The sequence below is a fragment of the Granulicatella balaenopterae genome, from assembly GCF_900111135.1.
In the GTDB taxonomy this organism is placed as follows: Bacteria; Bacillota; Bacilli; order Lactobacillales; family Aerococcaceae; genus Granulicatella; species Granulicatella balaenopterae.
This window is the reverse complement of the sequence record NZ_FOGF01000022.1, coordinates 1-19180: the sequence shown is the minus strand read 5'-3', so window position 1 is coordinate 19180 and position 19180 is coordinate 1. Positions and strand designations below refer to the sequence as shown.

The 19180-nt window shown below is 31.2% G+C and carries 17 protein-coding genes; all 17 read right to left on the bottom strand.

Annotated features, from left to right (window positions below):
- Window positions 1-8 precede the first annotated feature (8 nt).
- The gene (locus BMX09_RS06015; RefSeq protein WP_089746800.1) at window positions 9-1928 is read right to left on the bottom strand and encodes a heparinase II/III domain-containing protein; all 1920 of its coding nucleotides are present in this window, start codon (window positions 1926-1928) and stop codon (window positions 9-11) included.
- Window positions 1929-1953: 25 nt separating this feature from the next.
- Complete coding sequence (locus tag BMX09_RS06010) at window positions 1954-2778, bottom strand: PTS system mannose/fructose/sorbose family transporter subunit IID (RefSeq protein WP_089746799.1); 825 nt, start codon at window positions 2776-2778, stop codon at window positions 1954-1956.
- Window positions 2768-3565 (bottom strand): PTS mannose/fructose/sorbose/N-acetylgalactosamine transporter subunit IIC, encoded by a 798-nt coding sequence (locus BMX09_RS06005; protein WP_089746798.1) that lies wholly within the window; start codon window positions 3563-3565, stop codon window positions 2768-2770. Before BMX09_RS06005 ends, BMX09_RS06010 begins: the two co-directional genes overlap by 11 nt.
- A gap of 26 nt (window positions 3566-3591) precedes the next feature.
- A complete protein-coding gene (locus BMX09_RS06000; protein ID WP_089746797.1) occupies window positions 3592-4089 on the bottom strand; it encodes a PTS sugar transporter subunit IIB in 498 nt (165 codons plus the stop codon).
- An 11-nt stretch (window positions 4090-4100) separates the two neighbouring features.
- Window positions 4101-5288, bottom strand: a complete 1188-nt coding sequence (locus BMX09_RS05995) for a glycoside hydrolase family 88 protein (protein WP_089746796.1) — start codon at window positions 5286-5288, stop codon at window positions 4101-4103.
- A gap of 312 nt (window positions 5289-5600) precedes the next feature.
- Complete coding sequence (locus BMX09_RS05990; RefSeq protein ID WP_089746795.1) at window positions 5601-6335, bottom strand: GntR family transcriptional regulator; 735 nt, start codon at window positions 6333-6335, stop codon at window positions 5601-5603.
- Between the two features lie 87 nt (window positions 6336-6422).
- The gene (locus BMX09_RS05985; RefSeq protein ID WP_089746794.1) at window positions 6423-7256 is read right to left on the bottom strand and encodes a hypothetical protein; all 834 of its coding nucleotides are present in this window, start codon (window positions 7254-7256) and stop codon (window positions 6423-6425) included.
- Between the two features lie 77 nt (window positions 7257-7333).
- Complete coding sequence (locus BMX09_RS05980) at window positions 7334-8137, bottom strand: gluconate 5-dehydrogenase (protein ID WP_089746793.1); 804 nt, start codon at window positions 8135-8137, stop codon at window positions 7334-7336.
- A 27-nt stretch (window positions 8138-8164) separates the two neighbouring features.
- The gene (kduI, locus tag BMX09_RS05975; RefSeq protein ID WP_177159558.1) at window positions 8165-9004 is read right to left on the bottom strand and encodes a 5-dehydro-4-deoxy-D-glucuronate isomerase; all 840 of its coding nucleotides are present in this window, start codon (window positions 9002-9004) and stop codon (window positions 8165-8167) included.
- A gap of 17 nt (window positions 9005-9021) precedes the next feature.
- Complete coding sequence (locus tag BMX09_RS05970; protein WP_089746792.1) at window positions 9022-10017, bottom strand: sugar kinase; 996 nt, start codon at window positions 10015-10017, stop codon at window positions 9022-9024.
- Window positions 10014-10667, bottom strand: a complete 654-nt coding sequence (locus tag BMX09_RS05965; RefSeq protein WP_089746791.1) for a bifunctional 2-keto-4-hydroxyglutarate aldolase/2-keto-3-deoxy-6-phosphogluconate aldolase — start codon at window positions 10665-10667, stop codon at window positions 10014-10016. The genes BMX09_RS05970 and BMX09_RS05965 overlap by 4 nt, the downstream gene beginning before the upstream one ends.
- Window positions 10668-12016: 1349 nt before the next feature.
- Window positions 12017-12400 carry a hypothetical protein gene (locus tag BMX09_RS05960; protein ID WP_143054388.1) on the bottom strand — a complete coding sequence of 128 codons (384 nt, stop codon included), beginning with the start codon at window positions 12398-12400 and terminating at the stop codon, window positions 12017-12019.
- A gap of 8 nt (window positions 12401-12408) precedes the next feature.
- Window positions 12409-12981 (bottom strand): hypothetical protein, encoded by a 573-nt coding sequence (locus BMX09_RS05955; protein ID WP_089746789.1) that lies wholly within the window; start codon window positions 12979-12981, stop codon window positions 12409-12411.
- Window positions 12982-13122: 141 nt separating this feature from the next.
- Window positions 13123-13419: an exonuclease domain-containing protein gene (locus BMX09_RS05950; RefSeq protein WP_089746788.1), complete on the bottom strand. Its 297-nt coding sequence runs from the start codon at window positions 13417-13419 to the stop codon at window positions 13123-13125.
- Between the two features lie 511 nt (window positions 13420-13930).
- On the bottom strand, window positions 13931-14974 hold the full coding sequence (locus BMX09_RS05945; protein WP_089746787.1) for a hypothetical protein: 1044 nt from the start codon (window positions 14972-14974) through the stop codon (window positions 13931-13933).
- 216 nt (window positions 14975-15190) lie between these two features.
- A complete protein-coding gene (locus tag BMX09_RS05940; RefSeq protein WP_089746786.1) occupies window positions 15191-16570 on the bottom strand; it encodes a KAP family P-loop NTPase fold protein in 1380 nt (459 codons plus the stop codon).
- Between the two features lie 12 nt (window positions 16571-16582).
- Window positions 16583-18478 (bottom strand): AbiA family abortive infection protein, encoded by a 1896-nt coding sequence (locus BMX09_RS05935; protein ID WP_089746785.1) that lies wholly within the window; start codon window positions 18476-18478, stop codon window positions 16583-16585.
- Window positions 18479-19180: the final 702 nt, after the last annotated feature.

Below are 19180 nucleotides of genomic sequence, written 5' to 3'. Positions count from 1 at the left end.
TGCCTCCTTTATTGAATCCTCAACATTTGTCCATCATTAAAAACTACTAATCTACCATAAAAATATTTTTCATCTTCTGTCACTAATAATTTATCTTTACTAATAATATCTCTAACAGTAAGATATACTTCTTTACAGGAATTGTCCTGTATACACCGAATACCAAAACAGTCGTGAAATGGATTTTCTTCATTATTCTGCTTCACCATTACCTCTTCAATAGTGACTGCTTGATTCATACTTACTACCATTACATTCAGTAAAGAATCCCCACTTGCTGTACTACTCATTATCACTGGATGCTTAGCTAATTGATTATAGACCGGTGAATGAATGGCTTCTTGTATAGTAACTGGGCTCAAATTCCAAAATCCTACTTGCTGACTATTTGAATTGGCCTGTATAAACTGACTATCTAATTGTTCAAGTCTGAAGTCAGAATCTACATGAAAATAATTTCTAAGCTCATCTTTTCTACTACTTTCACAACTATCCATCACAAGCAACATCTCAAAGTCCTCAAATAGTAATATTCTTCTTGTTACAAGAGCCATCTCTTTGGTATCGTGCTGCTTTGTTTGCCAACTCGTCTCTATAAAGTAACCTTCTTCAAAGCTTTTAACCATCATTGCTACGGGATTGGTTAATTGTTGATACGACCATGAGCCACTAATAATCGTTCCAGGTTGTTCCTTTAGACTAGGGACATTATGCGCTTCTTCACTATTCAATCTCATACGCTCAACACATTCCATATAAGAATACCTACCCGAATCTATCAAGACATTTTGCCCTTTATAATTTAGTGTGATACTCCCAGCAGAAGCTTGCCCATGCGAACTACCGTGTAAACCATTAAAGCAAGTGAGGTACCATTTTTCATTCTTAAGAACTGCTAAACCAGCCTTTTGATCACAAAATAGTGTCGAATAGCTAATAATCTCTTCTTTTTTAGTACGATTAAAATAGTACTCCCCAATTAAGATTGCTGATTGATTCCAATCCTCATTCTTTTTATCTTGCAATAGACCTAACCCACGATAAAAATCATAAATATAGCTGCAATCCACCGCGTCACTATCATTTAATGCTAATAAGCAATCATCTTGATCCACTTGATAATATGAAGAAGTAGAAGCAAGCGTTAATTTCTTACGCAAATCAAATGGTAATGGTTGATTTAATACTTCCGCACATTGCAACACATTAGCAAACTGCATCATAACTTCATGCTGATACATCGGACTTTGCTCCCAATGAGTACCCTGATTTGTAAACTGCAATTCCCACTGGTCACTTAATATCTGCCATAATACATCATCCTCACAAACATCATCTGCCAAAATCTGATACATCGCCACACCACAAAGAGCTAATACACCCCAATTACTCAATAAATACTTACTAACAAAAGTCTCCCTTTGATAATAAAGATGATAGGAAATCGCTTCTTGTAACGCCAGCCATTCAGCTTCACTAAATCCATCTTGCGGTAAATACACTAAACTTTTTATCCAATTAGATAAACGTAAACCACTATCTAACGGTCTCCAACACAATTGATTCAAATCAGATGCCGTTCCCTCTTGTTTAATAAAAGAAAAAATTAATTCCTTCCACTTCGCTAGATATCGTTCATCCGCCGTCAAATGATACGCAATAGCTAAATCCACTAAAAATCCTTGCCTACTTAACATAAAAATCCATTCATCATCATTATTGGGACTTGATTTCCATTTATAACGAGACAAAGAATAACTCGTATCACAAGCTTCCATATCCAACGCATCCGTAAATACAATATTATCTTCCAACAAATAACCACATCTATCAAAAAGTCCAAGTAAATAATTACTTGAACTTTTATTGATCTTATTTATAAATTCATTAGAAGAGACACGTGATTGATATTCTGTTAATAACTTCATATTCACACGCCCTTTTCAACTATTATTAAGCTAAGATACCTGTTACTGAAGCTAAGATACCAACAGCAAATAATAATAGTAATAATTGATATGTATTCCATTTTTTATTTTTTAATAAGTAGAATACAACACAAGTTACGATAACTGGTAATAAGTTAGGCATAATTTTATCTAATACTTCTTGAATAGAAACAATTTTTTCGCCTACTTCATCACCAACAGTTACAGTAGTTGCATATTCAATAGCGATTTTTGCCTTAACAAATGAAGTTGCTAATGCAGAAATAACCGTTACCCCAACAATACTTGCAGCTTCTGAAATTTTACCGATTTTTGCACTTAATGTTTTAATTGCACCAGTACCTAATTTGTATCCTAAGTGACCCATCAAAACTTTAATGATAAACATTGAGATTAACATTGCAAACCAATAACCCATTGGCGCAAATCCTAAACCATCTAATGCTAAACCTGCAAAGATTGTTGAGAATAATGGTGCTAATCCAAATTGCGCAATAGAATCCCCAATACCTGCTAAAGGTCCCATTAACGCCATTTTAATACTACGAACATCTTCAATTTCTTGATCATCTTCATACATTGCTAATTGAATATTTGTAATAAACGGTAACATATGAGGGTTAGTATTATAGAACTCTAAGTTAGCAATTGCTGTTTCTTTTAATTTATCTTCATCATTTTTATAGATTTTTCTTAAGGCAGGCATAATGACATTTAAATAACTGACACCTTGATAAGTTGTATAGTTAAATCCATTTTGTAAAAAATATGAACGTAGAGATGTTTTGAAATAATCTTTTTTAGTTAATTTTTGTCCTTTAGATTCCATTGCTGTAGTCCTCCTCGTCGATAACTGCTGCTTTTTCAACAACTTGTTCTGTAGTTCCTTTTCCATAATATACGATTAATGCAAATACTGTACCTACCAAAGCAACTGCCATTGTTGGTAATTTTAAGTAAGCTACACATACATAACCTAAGAATACATATGGAACTAATTCTTTCTTCAACATTACAGATAAAATCATTGCAAAACCAATTGCTGGGATCAAACCACCTGCTACAGAGAATCCACTGATTAACCATTGCGGTAAAGCTTCAACAAACATTCTTAAAGCTGGTAAGCTAAGTGCTGCTGTAATCCCAATAATGAAACCAATAATTGCTAAACCTAAATAAGTAGAATGTGCGATTAATTTGAATTTACCAAATTGACCTTTTTCGATAGCTTTTTTAGACCAGTCAGTAGAACCTGCAAATACAGTATATAAAGCTGTTGTTACAAACTGGAATAATACTGCAAATGGGAATGATAATGCTAATGCTGATTCAGGTGTAATCCCTTCATTTTTCAAAGTAATAACCATAATTGTTCCGACAATCCCAGGTCCTACAGGGTTAGGAGGAACTGTACCACCAGCACCTACACCGAATCCCATATAAGCTAATTCAGCTAATGCACCAAACATTAAAGCAGTTGGTAAATCTCCTAAAATAACACCTACAAAAAATGCCATAACTAATGCTCTGTTTGAATAAATCCCTAATAACATACCTGAGTAACAAAATGCTGTTACCAATCCAATTAATATACCTTGTACTAATGTAATTTCCATATTAATTTCTCCTTTTTAATGTTTTTTTAGTGAATAGCTTTTACTAATGCATCAATATACTGTACCCCATCATTTGAAACTGGTGAAGTTTTTGTATTAAATGATACATGATATTCTGTTTCTAATGCTTTTAAAGCGTCTTTATCTTCTTGACCAAGATAGATAAATTGAGAAATTTTTTCTTTACCTTCTGCTGCGTGGATATTACCAATATTTAATTCATCCATTGGGAAACCTAAATCACATAGACGTTTTGCATCTTCAACATTTGATACTAAAACGAAAATTGTTTGATGTGGAGCTGCTTTCCAAATAACTTTTGCTGTCTTTTCAACAGACCAAAAACGTAAGCCAACTTCTTTAGGAACAATTGCGCTCATTAATGTTTGTTGCATCTCATCTTCAGCAACTTTATCATTGGCACAAATAACTAAATTTACACCTAAACTTTTAATCCATAATTGTCCTTGTCCATGAATTAAACGTTCGTCAACACGTACCATTTTTATGTTTGGTTTTTCCATTATAATTCCTCCTACCAATACATTTTCCAATTTGTTTTAAATCTTACTAAAGCCTCTAGATAGAAATAATCTCCCCAGATATTCCCTTCATTTACCCCCTTTCCAGAATGCCATGAGTAAACTCCTTCATTAATCAATGCTGTTATACCATCAGTCAATTCATCTGTATAAGAGTTCATTAGACTTTCAAGCATCGCATGTTGTGCATATTTATAAATTAATTTATGAGAGTTCGATTCTGGAATAAATTGGTTCATTAAGTTCATTCCACATACCGCAATTGCCGTAGCAGATGAGTCTTTTGATTGACCTGAACCATCTTGGAAAATTAAGTCCCAATAACTAACAAAATCTTCCGGTAAACGATTTAAGAAATAATTTGTGATAGATTCGAATAATTCGATATTAGCTGGATTTTCATCATAAGAATGGTTTAAAGCAATACCATATACTAACCATGATTGTCCTCTAGCCCAACTAGAATCATCTGAATACCCTTGACGAGTCTTACCGTATAATGGTAATCCTGTTTCTGGATCAAAATAGAAAGTATGGAATGCTGAAGCATCGTCACGAATCGCATTATTAATAGTTGATTGATAATGTTTTCTTGCAATATCACCATAATAATGATTCCCCGTAGTTTCCTCAGCCCAATATAATAATGGAATATTTAGTAAGCAATCTACAATTAAACGATAATTATCTTTTGCTCCTAATTCACCCCAAGCTTGAATGAATTGACCATTTTCTTGATAACGACTACTTAATTTATCAGCGGCTAATAGAGCTGCTTTTTTAGCGTCTTCATTACCAGTTAACTTATATGCACTGACACAAGAAATGCTATATAAGAAACCTAAATCATGGTGTTCAACTTCAATATTTTGTTCGATTCGTTCTAAGAAAGATTGAACATTTTTTTCTGCTAATACACGATACTTATCATCTGAAGTTATTTCATAACATAACCATAACATTCCTGTCCAAAAACCATTTGTCCATTCAGTGTTTTTCATTGGTTGATAAGCATTATTACTTGTAGCTGGGGTTGGAAATAATTCCCCTAATTTTGTCATATTTTTATCTACTTTTTCAATACATTTTTGAATCGCGCAATCGATATCTGCTTCCGTTAATAAGCCATTATTCAAATATCGTTCACTCGATAACAAAGATTCATGTTTTACCTTTTTCATGACATATCCCTTTCTATAACCATCTTTTAGTAACTTAACACGTTAACTGGCTATGTCTATATAATACACTATACTAAGCGCTTTGTAAACGTTTTTTTGAATATTTTTAGCAAATTAACACGTTAAGTTAAGTTTTTTTATTTTTCTAATTGCTAAGCTTGAACATACCGTTTTTTAACACATTAACACGTTAAGTTCCTTCTTTTATTATCGCAACATTTTATTAATTTTTTATGAATTTTTCCGCTAAAAATACGCAAAAAAATAACCGTTATCAAAAACGGTTACTTTATAAATCATCTGTATCAGCATTTAATCCAAAATAATATCAATTTGATAATACTCAGGTAATAAATAAATTTCTGTATATTCAATTTCGCGTCCTTCCAAATTAGACGTTAACTTCTCTAGATAGACTACTGCTAAATCATCTTTATCATCTAATTCATCATTCGCTTCATTTAAAGCTGTAAAAATATGCGAAGTTCTATTAATCACAATAAACTTAATAGACATTTCAGCAGGCAAAATCGTCATATGATCACTTAAATGCAATTCTTTTGACAAACTCGCCCCATTCTCTAAACGCTTAATTGCTTGAGTCGATAACATACTTGCCAAAACATAACGATTTAAGACCTTCCAACTCTTACCATTAATTAAACCTAATTGTTGAATCTTAATAATATTTTTTTTACCACTTTTATTACCTAACTTTTTGGCAATTACTTTATCTTGATAAGGTTCAGAAATTGTTGTAATGACTTCTTCAATCACATGTTTTTCTTCTGCAGTATGAGGGGTTAACTCACTAAACAAAACTTTTCGTTGCAATAATTGACGTCTTACAAAAGTCCCTTCACCTTGTCTTCTTACTAATAAACCTTCATTCACTAAATCATTTAAAGCTTTTACAACAGTAGTATTACTAACTGAGTATTTCTTTTTTAAATCACCTTCAGAATATATTTTATCTCCTGGTTTAAAAACGCCTTCATTAATTTTAGCAATGATATCTCTTTTAATACGTTCATATTTTGGTATCATGCTGATTCCTCCAATTTAAAATAGTTTACTTCTAAATTATAACGTTATCGTTACAAATATCAACTCAATCCCGTTAATTTTACATTATTATAAACAATTAGTACCATAAATATCTAATTGAGCTAAGGCTGGAAATGGTGATTCATCTGTATCTTGAATTAAATCTTTTAATTTAACCCATTCAACAACACGCTTTGTAAAAGTAAAGTTTTGTGGAGTATGAATTTTTTCTAGGTGAATAATTTCTTCTGAGCCATCTGAAAATTCAACGGTTGCCTGTGTCCAATAACTATCATGAGGGAAATCACAACGCAATGTTACGTCCATCATATCAACTGCCACTTTACGACCAAAATCAATCGTTACCTCAGCATCCAATTGTTGATTAATCCCCCAAGTTTGGTAAGGATAGGCACCGTGACTATTATTCGCATAAACACCATCAATTGCATTACAAGCAAAAAATGTTGCATCATTACGTGTCTCTACATTAGCATAAGCATGAGGATAAGCACCTGATTCTTCATTTAAATCATGAGAATTGCGTGATAAATTCATATATTGATTAATCTCAAAATCTTTTGCATAACGAACACTAATATAATGCTTATGTCCTTTAAAGGCTACGTCAGAACGCGCTTTTACTCGTTTTTCATTTAAAGGTATTTCATAAAGCCATTGCTTATCTTTAATAAATACTACTGTTTCTGTTAATGATTCATCTAATCGAACGACTACAAAACTATTTTCTTTATCGGTTTCAATCTTAAAATAATCGCCCTCTTCATATACCAATTCCTGAGTTGATAGATAAGCAAAATCTTCCTCTGTTTTAGTCATGACTGTTGGCACTTTATCATAGTCATTTTGTCCATTGCGGATATGTCCCTCTTTATCAAATAATGTGATTGTAATTGTCATCTTTATCTTCCTTCCTATTTTCGTTAAAAAAAGCAAGTGCAACTCATCACAGCTGCAAACTTGCTTATTGTTTATGATTATGGTTGTTTACCAATGTAAGCTAAAATACCACCATCTACATATAAGATATGACCATTTACAAAATCAGAAGCTTTACTTGCTAAGAAAATAGCTGGTCCTTGTAAGTCTTCTGTTTCACCCCAACGTTCAGCAGGTGTTTTCGCAATAATAAATTGATCAAATGGATGTCTTGATCCATCTTCTTGTAATTCTCTTAATGGAGCTGTTTGAGGAGTAGCGATATAACCAGGTCCAATGCCATTACATTGAATATTATATTGACCATATTCAGAGGCAATATTTTTGGTTAACATTTTTAATCCACCTTTAGCCGCAGCATAAGCAGATACTGTCTCACGTCCTAATTCACTCATCATTGAGCAAATATTAATAATTTTACCGCCACCATTTTTAATCATTCCAGGAATAACCGCTTTACTCATAATAAATGGTGCATTTAAGTCAACATCAACAACTTGTCTAAAGTCAGCTGCACTCATTTCAATCATTGGAATACGTTTGATAATACCGGCATTATTTACTAAGATATCAATAATCCCAACTTCTTCTTCAATTTGTTTTACCATATTTAAAACGCCATCTTCATCAGTCACATCACATACATAGCCATATGCTGTAATATTTTTTTCTTTATAAGCTGCTAAACCACGAGCCACGCCTTCTTCAGTACGATCATTAAAAACAATTGTAGCGCCTTTTGATGCAAAACTTTCTGCAATCGCAAAACCAATCCCGTAAACCGCACCCGTAACTAAGGCGATTTTACCTTCTAGTGAAAAGATATCTTCTGTATGATTCATTCTATTATCCTCCATTTAATTAATAATTTATTTTAAGTCTTCCATTTTAACCATATCCATATCTGTATAGGTGATATTTTCCCCACACATTGCCCAGATAAATGAATAATTACTTGTCCCAACGCCTGAGTGAATTGACCAACTTGGTGAAATACAAGCTTGTTCATTTTGCATTACTAAGTGTTTTGTTTCGTCAGGTTTGCCCATCATATGGAACACAGTCGTATCATCTTGCATATCAAAGTATACATAAGCTTCCATACGACGTTCATGTGTATGACATGGCATCGTATTCCAAGCGCTACCTGGTTCTAAAATTGTATAGCCCATTTGCAATTGACAGCTTTCACATACATTTGGGTGAACATATTGATAAATTTTGCGCTCATTTAATGTTAATGGCTCACCTGCTTCTAAAGGATTAATACTATCAATACTAATTTTCACATTTGGATAAACATGATGAGCTGGTACTGAACTAATATAGAATTTAGCAGGATTTTCTGGATTAACTGAGCTAAAGACTACATGTTTAGTGCCTTTACCAATATAGTAACCATCTTGTTTTTTCATTGGTTCTTTCACGCCTTCGATTTCAATAAAGCCTTCACCACCAATGTTAATAACTCCTAATTCTCTTCTTTCTAAGAAATAATCAACCCCTAATTCAGTTGATAATTGAATTTCTAGTTCTTTAGTTGTTGGTGTTACTCCACCAAAAATCATACGATCATTATGTGTATACGTTAAAGCAATCTTTCCTGGTACGAATACTTCTTCTACCAAAAATTCTTCTCTTAATTTGTCTGTTGAATAGTGACGAATATCCTCTGGGCTGTGTGTGTATCTTGTTTCCATTTCTTGCATGCTAATTCCTCCTAATATTATCGATTAATTTTTCCTACTTCTTGTTGCGAAAAAGCACTTACTTCACTTGCACTAAATTGATTGCAATCACCAAATACAGTATGCTTCAGTACTGAAGCGGCTGTTGCAAAATCAATGGTTTCCTGATAAGAATAATTTTGTAGCAAGCCATGTAAGACTCCTGCAGCAAATGCATCTCCTGCACCTACTCTATCAACCACTTCATCAATATCATATTCTTTTGATTGATATAATTCTCCTTGATGGAAGATATATCCTGTTAATTGATGATGATTGGTTGATTTCACAATTCTTTTTGTTGAATACATTACTTTTAAATTAGGATAATGAGATTGAATGATTTTGTAGCAATCACCTAACGCTACTTCTTCGTCAGGATGAATTACTTCCAATAAATATTTAGCATCTAATATCCCTAATGAACAGTAATCTACTAATGGTAAAATCTGTTTCATCATATGGCCTGCCTCTTTTTGACTCCATAATTTTGAACGGTAATTACTATCAAAACTAATAGTAGCTCCTGAAGATTTGGCAGCCGTTATAATCTCTAATGTTAATTGTTGCCATTCCTTCGATAAAGCAGGTACAATACCTGAAATATGAAACAATGTATCTTGATCAAACATTCCTTCTAGATTCCACGCCAATTGCTTGATTGTTGCAAAGCTTGAACCAGCGCGATCATAAATTACTTGAGAAGAACGATTACCATGACCATTCTCTAAATAATATGTCCCTAAACGCTCTCCTTCTTCAAGTAAATATTCAGTGGATACTTGATAGGTGTGTAAATGTTGCTTAACGGCTTCTCCTAAAAAATTATTAGGCACAGCACTCATAAAATAGGTTTCATGACCAAAATTTGCCAGTGAAATAGCAACATTAGCTTCCCCACCACCATAACAGGCATCAAAACTCGTAGCATTTATAATTCTGCTAGATGATGTTGACAAACGTAGCATAATTTCGCCTAATGTAATAATTTTCATTTTCTACTCTCCACAATACTTTGATAACAATCTGCATATTCCTTAGCGTTTAACTCTACTTGATGATAATCACCATGATCGGCTGGCACTAACAAATTGCCACCAACACCTACCGCAACAACCCCAGCATCAAACCAGTCTTTCATATTGGTCAAATTAATTCCACCAGTTGGCATAATATTTAATTGTGGTAATGGTGCTTTAAAGGCTTTTACGACTTTTGGTTCAAAAGTATTAGCAGGGAATAATTTAATAATATCTACACCCGCTTTTAAGGCATCTTTCATTTCTGTAATTGTCATACAACCTGGTAAATAAGGTACTTGGAATAAATTACAAATCTCAGCAGTCGCTAAATCAAAAGTTGGACTAACGATGAATTGCGCACCTGCTAAAATAGCAATACGAGCCGTCACCGCATCTAATACTGTCCCCGCCCCAATAATAACCGAACGATCATCAATATATTTTTCGGCCAATTCACGAACAACTTCTTCTGCTTTAGGAACAGTAAACGTCACCTCAATCCCTTTAATACCACCCTTAATAATGGCTTCACTAGACTTAATTGCCTGTTCCTTATCTTTACCACGAACTACGGCAATTACACCTAATTCTTCTAATGCTAATAAATTTGCTACACGTTTCACATTAACACCCCTTATATTTATCATTAGTAAATTCATCACTTTGTAAGTGCTTAACCACATTCTACACGTTAACACGTTAACTTGCAACTATTATTTACTAACCGATTAACTTATTTCACAAAAAAACTTCCAAAACCACCGTCAAATCAACAAACACACTAAATTAAAAAAAGAAAAAATATGATAACTAAAAGCCAAAATTTAACGTTAAGTTTCTATTATTAATAAATTTATGAACTTTAAATAACATGCAACAAATAAAAAAAAAAAAAAAAACGATGCTAGTATGGTGGCTAACATCATCATTTTTTTACGATAAAAACTATTATCATTCACCTATAGAGCCTCTATCAAACCATAAACAAAATCCTCAACTTTGATGAATAGTTTTGACCCACTGCTATATAGCATAACAACAAGCACTAAAGACATTACCTATCTTTTCTAAAAGTAATTCAGCCTTGACATTTCGCATTAACAAAAAAATGGTTCACTTAACTGCATAAATGTTCCCTGTCAGTAAAACTATCCAAAACTTCCAACACAAAAAGGTTGCTGCTGAATTCTTTTATTATGTAAACCTTGTATTGTATACCTTTACCTAGAACGCTTATCTCGAACATATATCAAAAAAATTTCCTGTAGATTGCTAAATACTCTTGACCTACCTTAACACATCCATTCGCCCCCTATATATCGCCATAGCAGTTGCTACAACACCTATGGCAACCCTATCGGTGAACCAGTCACCACTTAAGCTAACGATTAGAAGATGGGGATGAAAAATCACCCACACTAGCTAGTTCATCAGGCTAGCTTTTACGGGAAAAAGCCAGAGTTGATGAAAGATGTGCCCCACTAGATATCAGTGCGGAACCGAGCATCCCATCAACTCTTTTTTTTATACAAAAAAAAGCCCCACGTTCGGAAATATCTTAATAAAGAAATTTCTTTTTATGTGGGGTGATTGATCTTTGTTTATTTTACAACGTTCTATTGAAAATCTCAACTCACATCAAAGCGATTTTCTAATATAGCTAAAAATCGCAAAAAAATGACCCAACTTGGTCCGCGTGTTAGACAGAGGCGTGTTGGGTTCTGTTAATTATTATAATATGCCATGTAATCTGAAATTTCAACTATTATTATCAATAAAATCAAAATTTTCTTTGATTTTAGTAAAAATATTTATTATATCCTTATAATTCTATATTATCTTGATATCTATTAATCCTTTACGTCCCAAACTGACTATACAATATAAGATATTGTAATATTACTGAATCTAATTAAAAAATATTAGTTATTATAACATGTATTTAAAAAAATATTTTCCCTACAATTGAATCCTATAAATGCTCGTTATAATATTCTGATGCTGCAGTCCAATACTTAATTGCAAGATCCATGTAGGCATTTAACTCCTTAGCACTTGTAATTGGATGTTGGCTGTTTTCAACAAGCGATTCAAGTAACTCATCATTTACCCATGGATAAAATAGTTTGACGTAATTACGAGTACCTACTTGTATTTCTTTTGTTTCCTTTATAGTATTTGATGTTTTTTCCACTTCATCCCCTTGTACATCTAATAGAAATTCTAAAATTGAAGGGAAATTTCCTACAGTTGATTTAGATAATATTGTATTACTAATTCTTTTTAAAGCCATAAGATTACTTTCTTGAATTATTTTTTCATTCACAACTTCATAAAATTCATTTAATCTAAACAAAAATATATCTAATCTATCGTCCCAGTTCCTTTCGCATTATTCAAATTACCTGTTCTTGGCATTAATGAAAAATTGAACGGTGAATGATGCATCATAGCACAGAAATTTAATTTATTATATAAATCTTTATTATTAACAAGTTTTAAAAATCTAGCATATTTTAAGTTATTAAAATTAAATGCACAATCCCCACCATATTTTAATGAACTAGTATCGTTTTCTTCAGAATATTCTTGATATTTAATTTGTTGCAAAGTATGATTAACTCCCAAAGAAAATACAGCAATTTTTCTAATCCCTTCTCTTCTGTAATATTTTTTATCTGTTTTATTTTCGTTATCTGTCCATGATATTAATTCAGAATACATGGTATGATAGTACTTCCATGCAAATGGTGATGAATCCGGATCATAATCTATATTATCTTCTTTGTATATTCCACCATATATTCTTTCAGATAATCCTACTATATCTTTAATTTCCTGCCCTGAAAAAATTAATTTTTCTTCATTGAATTTTTTCATCCATTTTTTTGAAAATTTAATTAGTTCATCCATCGCCTTCTTTTCTTCTTCACTCATTCTGATTCCTCCGTCTGTATTTTTTTGTCATTTTGCATTCATTAGAAAATTCAATTCTCGTAATATAATAAATCTTGTCGTGTCTTCAAAATCTTCAAACACAACTACTTTGCTACTAGATTCTTTTATTATGTAAACTACTTATCGGATATCTTTATCTAAAATTGTTTTATTTTGATAATCGCTTTTGTACCTTTGGAAATGAGCGCCAACATACTCTTTGGATGGATTACCGCATTCATCACTATCTACATAATCATCATAAGGCTTGACTAAAGTTTGAAACTGATCAACCTTAGCGCCATCTTTATATCTCACTGCAGCTACCTCAATAATATCATCATATGACATTAGACCAGTCATTTCTATATCAACCACAATAAATTCATCAGGAAAAGCAATCAGACTATTCCCTTTATGCTCTCTTTTAGTACTCATAAAACAATACCTCCTAAAAACGATATCAAACGCTTACAACTATTATAGCACTAATCTATATTAAAAAGGAAAATATCTGTTAATTATAGCAAAATTCCATAATTATATCTTTTTAACGACATCATTCCCCTTGAATAGTGCGACTTTAATGTTGAAAACCAACTTTACACTACGAATTCAATTGTATGTATTAAATTGACATAATTGGTTACTGTTATATTGACACAAGTTTCCTATTCCTACTAGCTGCTTATAGATTTTTTGTGTGGGTTAATTGTATCTATCATTCCTATTATTTACACTTACTTTTGACCCACCCATACACATAGCAACAGCACTCGTCGCAACAACTAGGTGCACTCCATATGAGTTAACTGTATTCATCAATAATTCAGAACATAAAAATAAGGCCCAGCGAAATCGCTAGACCTGGTGTGAGTGCATCATAAAAAACTTATCCAATATAAAAACCAGCCACCAAAATTAATTGGTAGCTAGAATGTGTTAGTAATTAATACTTTAATAAGTGTTTACTGCTGACGTGAGGTGTTGTTGAACTCATATCAACATTATTTTTATTAACTTTATATAATTGATATAGCTCATAGATAATTTGGTCATTTTCTGTTTGTGGTTCTACTTTACTCATTGCTTCGTCAAGTACATCATTATTGATAACTAAATCTACACTATTATAGTTAATTTTATAGTTATAAACATCATTATTTGACTCACGACATTCTACTGCTTCATACAAGATTTTAAAAATATTGCGATTATCTTCCTTTAATAAAAAACGAATATACTCAGCGCATTGATCTTTTTTATCAATATTATATTTAAATAACCACGATAAATTTTGCACCATATAGTATGCTTCATCAAATATATTGATTCGATTATTAAATATATCTTCACTCATTTCCATTGCTTTCTGTTCTAAATAATTACTCTTTTGTAAACAACTAGTACCTTCATCTACCGTACTCATTGCATTTAATTCCCCAACAACAGCATATATATGTGCCGCTTTCTTATAATCATAATTATTATTAACAAATCCACAAAACTCTTCAAAGTTCAGTGTATCTAACAATATTGCGATCGTTTCTGAAAAAAAGTGATTCTTTCTAATAGGACTATTATCATATACCTTTCCAATATTATCCCACATAACCTTTAATAAAGTATGTTTATCTATAACCTTATATAAGTTTAAATATAAAAATTCCCCTAATATATTTTCATTAATAAAATCATCCCTATACATCCATTTATTAAAGAGTTGCTTTCGATCTTCATAACATAATTCTTGATTAAAATTTTCTATAAAATCCTTAGTACGTATAAACATATCTGTTTCAATATTATCAGTTAATGAAAAATATACTGTAAACATATCTTTATTTTTAATACTCATTTTTCTTAAAACTAAATCTACTTTTTTTGTCCAATCAGTTCCCTCATCGCTTAGGAATAACTCATCTAAAACTCTCTTAAATTTACAATATTTATCCGTTTCTTGTAAATTTGTTATGTATCGAAAAATATACATATTTTCTTTTTTATTAATTCTATTATAAGAAATATCATCAACCGTAAGTGGCTCTACGCATTGTTCCTTATTCCTATATATCTCCTCGTACAACTCATAATTAAATTGCTTGATAAAAGATAGATAAATCAAGTCTCTTAAATATAAGCCATAGTTTTCGGCACAGAATGGAATGACTCCTGAGTTTAAGAATTGTTTGAAGTTTCGTGGGTTTATTTATAAGGTTAGCATTGTATCGAGCAAGGCATCGTATTCTCCAATATTTTCATCAAGGTTATATGCTTTAAAAATATTATCCAATGCTGTGCCATATACTTCTTTAGCCTTTGTATTATCTAATTTAGGTAAGGTTATTGGAATAGTGATGATCTTATTAACATATTCATAGCCTAAATGCGGTCGACTCTCAAAAACATCTCCAACTCTTTCGTGATCGAATAGTAAAAGATAGGTAACATTATCAAACTTCAAATGATTACCAATCACATCAAATATTAAGATTAATTTCTCTTCATCAATACGGTCTAAATTATCAATAACCATAACAACCTTTTTATTACTATCTTTTAGACAATCGTTAATTCGCTTTTTAAATTCTTTAAGCGTGATATCTTTTCTGAAAATATCATCTATAGCATTACTATCAGTTTTTAAAATCAACTTAGCTAATGTCGATGCTGCTTTGTTAAAATAACTAGATTGATAGTGAATTCCCGTCCGCTTTATAATAGCATCTAATAAACTCGTTACCAGTGCTTCTTCATCTTTGTAATTCCAAGGATCAAATTCATCTATCCAAATGATTTTCTCATCACTTTCATCATGGCTTTCCATAACCTTTTCCTTAACATTATTAACTAATGTTGTCTTACCAGCACCCCATTTACCTTGCAAACTAATCACACAACCATCATTAGCACTTCCACTAGCAATCAGTGACTCTAAGTGATTAATCAGTCTAGCTCTACCAAATAAATCATTTGGAGCTTCCTCATCGCTAATAATAAACCGTTGTCCTTTAGGTATCGATAATCCGCCTGAATACACTTTTTCAAAATCATATACTATCTTATTTTGATTAGTTGATTGTTGTTTCTGTTCATTGATGGTTATTATAGAATATCTTTTTTTCAATATTATAAAACTTATTGCACAGACAACTAGCGCAATCCAACTCTTATAATCCCAAGCCAATAATTCATTACTCCAGCTATCTGATTCATTATAAGTTATGCCTATTACCTCAATTAACCAACTACTAAATAAATATAATAAGCCTGCTTCACCGCAAATTGCCATTAAATAATCTAGTCGGTTAATAAATGGTAATGTCAGTTGTTTATGAAGACCATCTTCGTATGCAGTAATGCTTATAATAACGAATACAGTCACTATAGCTAACCCAAAAGTTGTCACCTCAAACTTATCTATCAAAATAGACGGATAGTTTTGGATGTCGATAAACAACGCTATAGCTGTAATTACAACTACTAACTTCAATGTTTGCGCTAATGGATATACCTTATGCTTTTTGGTGAAGTAACTTTCTATCTTATTGTGTTCTTCACTACTATTTTCTTCGTTTTTGTTAGACATTAATATAACCACCTACCTTTCATCTTTAATTATTCTAATATCTAGACTTTCTATGTTTTGATTTATTTTTTGATTCATTAACATATCTAGTGCTTTAATAGATTCCTTTATTTCTTTAGTTGTAGTATCTTTATCAATCATACCTGCACTTGCATGAGATAAAGGGTTTGAGTTACGAATTTTACAAGTCTCCTCTATTATTTCATCTGCTAATTCATGGCTTCCGCTATAAAATTTTTTAAGTTCACCTTTTTTATAAAATAATTTATAATTTGGTTTATCGTAATTATCATAAAAATACCAGTCTATTCTAGCCGTCATCCTATCGAAATAATTTTTATAATATGCATATGCTGTCATGTAATTCCCTTTTTTATTCTCACACAAATACATAAAATATAAGTAATTTGTTTTCCAATCCGTCCCTATAATTGGTATACGTTTATACTGTTCAATGTCTTGCAACCAAACTTTTATACAATTTCCCAAATACCATTTATATAATGCATTATCATGTTTTGATACAGCTTGTAGTAAATCTTCATGTCCGAAGCCTCTCTGAATTAAATAAGCATTTGCAATTGCTGTGTCAAAACAATTCCAATTTCCAGCTTTTGATTTATTAAATAATTTATTTAATACTGATTTGATTGCTTTCCCATTTTTTGTTTTTAATATAAGTACTGTTAATCGTTTAGTATCCAAACTAATAAATGAAATATCGTTTTTTACTAGCTTATCAATTTCTTCACACTCTTCTGAACTCAGTATCTGGCTATTATACACATAATAATTAAATACTTCATTTGGTTTATATTCAACATTCGGCAACCCAAAAACTTCATTAATTAATTCATTATATTCATCTACTGTAATATTCTCCTTGCTAATTTTATTATTCAATTTCCTTAAAAATTTTAGTAATGTATCTTGAAATAGGTCTGCAATATTACATTTTTCTCCATAGACATACTCATCATATAATGATCTTTTTAACTCTTCGTCTATGTCTTTAGTAGATTTAATCTCACATTTACTACTGTTTATGGATAATCTAACTTCTCTTAATATAGAAGAATATTCTTTTTCAATTTTATTATATATTCTTTTCAAGTGATATGAATCACTTTCTGAATTAAATAGAATATACATATCGTCAACATATCTAAATATTTGGAAATCCTCAATTTCAGGTACTTTATTTTTTATATACTCGTATAGCTTACAATCTGTTTTTTCTAAATATACGACAGAAGCTAGATATGATGTAGCCATACTATTTTCTATTAAAGGATACTTACCATTACCGCAATAACTTAAAAGCTTTTTATATTGATATAATTCATTTTGTGAAAAAACAATTTTTGAATTTCTACCTGTTTTATTACATTTTTCATCAATTTGTTTTATTAAAATATCTATATCTATATTATGGAAAAAATTAGAAATATCAGTCTTTATAAAATATTGATAATATTCACAGCTATCATTAATTCCTTTATAAAAATTATCATACTCTTTTTTATATGTTGCCTTCATTTCACTATAATTACCTGCATAAAAAACATATCTATTCTGTAATAATTTCAAATCATAATTATCATGTATTTTTTTACCAATACATTGTAAAACTAAAAATAAAATAGGTGAAATTAGGTATGCATCCCTAAAACTTGAATCCTTTTTTTGTAAATAGTGTTTTGTTTGATACATGTATTCCTCTATTTGAACAAACGATCCGTATTTTATATTCTGGTCAAAAAATTCTTCACTCTTTATTTTTTCAACGTTAGATTTTGTTAATTTTTCAAATGGATAATATTGTAAGTAAGCTTTTTTCGTTCCACTTTTAATACCAAAATATATATCACACACTGATAGCCATGTATCATAATCTATTCCAAACATCTTCTTCCTCCATTCATCTGCTCTATATATACAAAAAGCTCAAGTGTCCCCACCTAAGCAAATTCTTTTTTATCTAAATAATTCCTTTTTATAGCTAAAAATATCGAACTATTCGCATATATAATTATAACACAGGCCAATCTCTGAATAACATGGACAAAATATATATTATTTAGCGGTTACAGTGATTTAGTTACATTCCACCTTATTCCAACCATTAATATTAGCAGCTACGAAATGATTTGCATAATTGGTTACTTTATACTGACAAAAGTGGTGATATTTATATTGCCGTAAGTGGTGATTTTATATTGACAGAAATGGTGAATTTATATTGACGCAAGCTTCCTTTTCCTGACAGCTGCTTATAATATTTTTAAGGTGGATCAATTGTATTCATCATTCTTAATTTTTACACTTACTTTTGACCCAGCTCTACCTGTTCTATCCTTTTATACACCAGTCTTTGCTCGTAATTCTAGTGGGTCAATTTTGATTATAAATCAACAAATAATTATAAAAACAAATACCCTACGCATTTAGATATGCGTTAGGGCATTTGTTTCTCCACGTTAAATATTAAATGGTTCTATAATTTATAGGGTTGATGAGTAAAATCATTGATCCTATTTTTTATGTGCTTATTGGCTTTTAAAAAAATAAAGAGTTAATCATTCAGTAGTCAAGGTTCGCTTCTCTTTC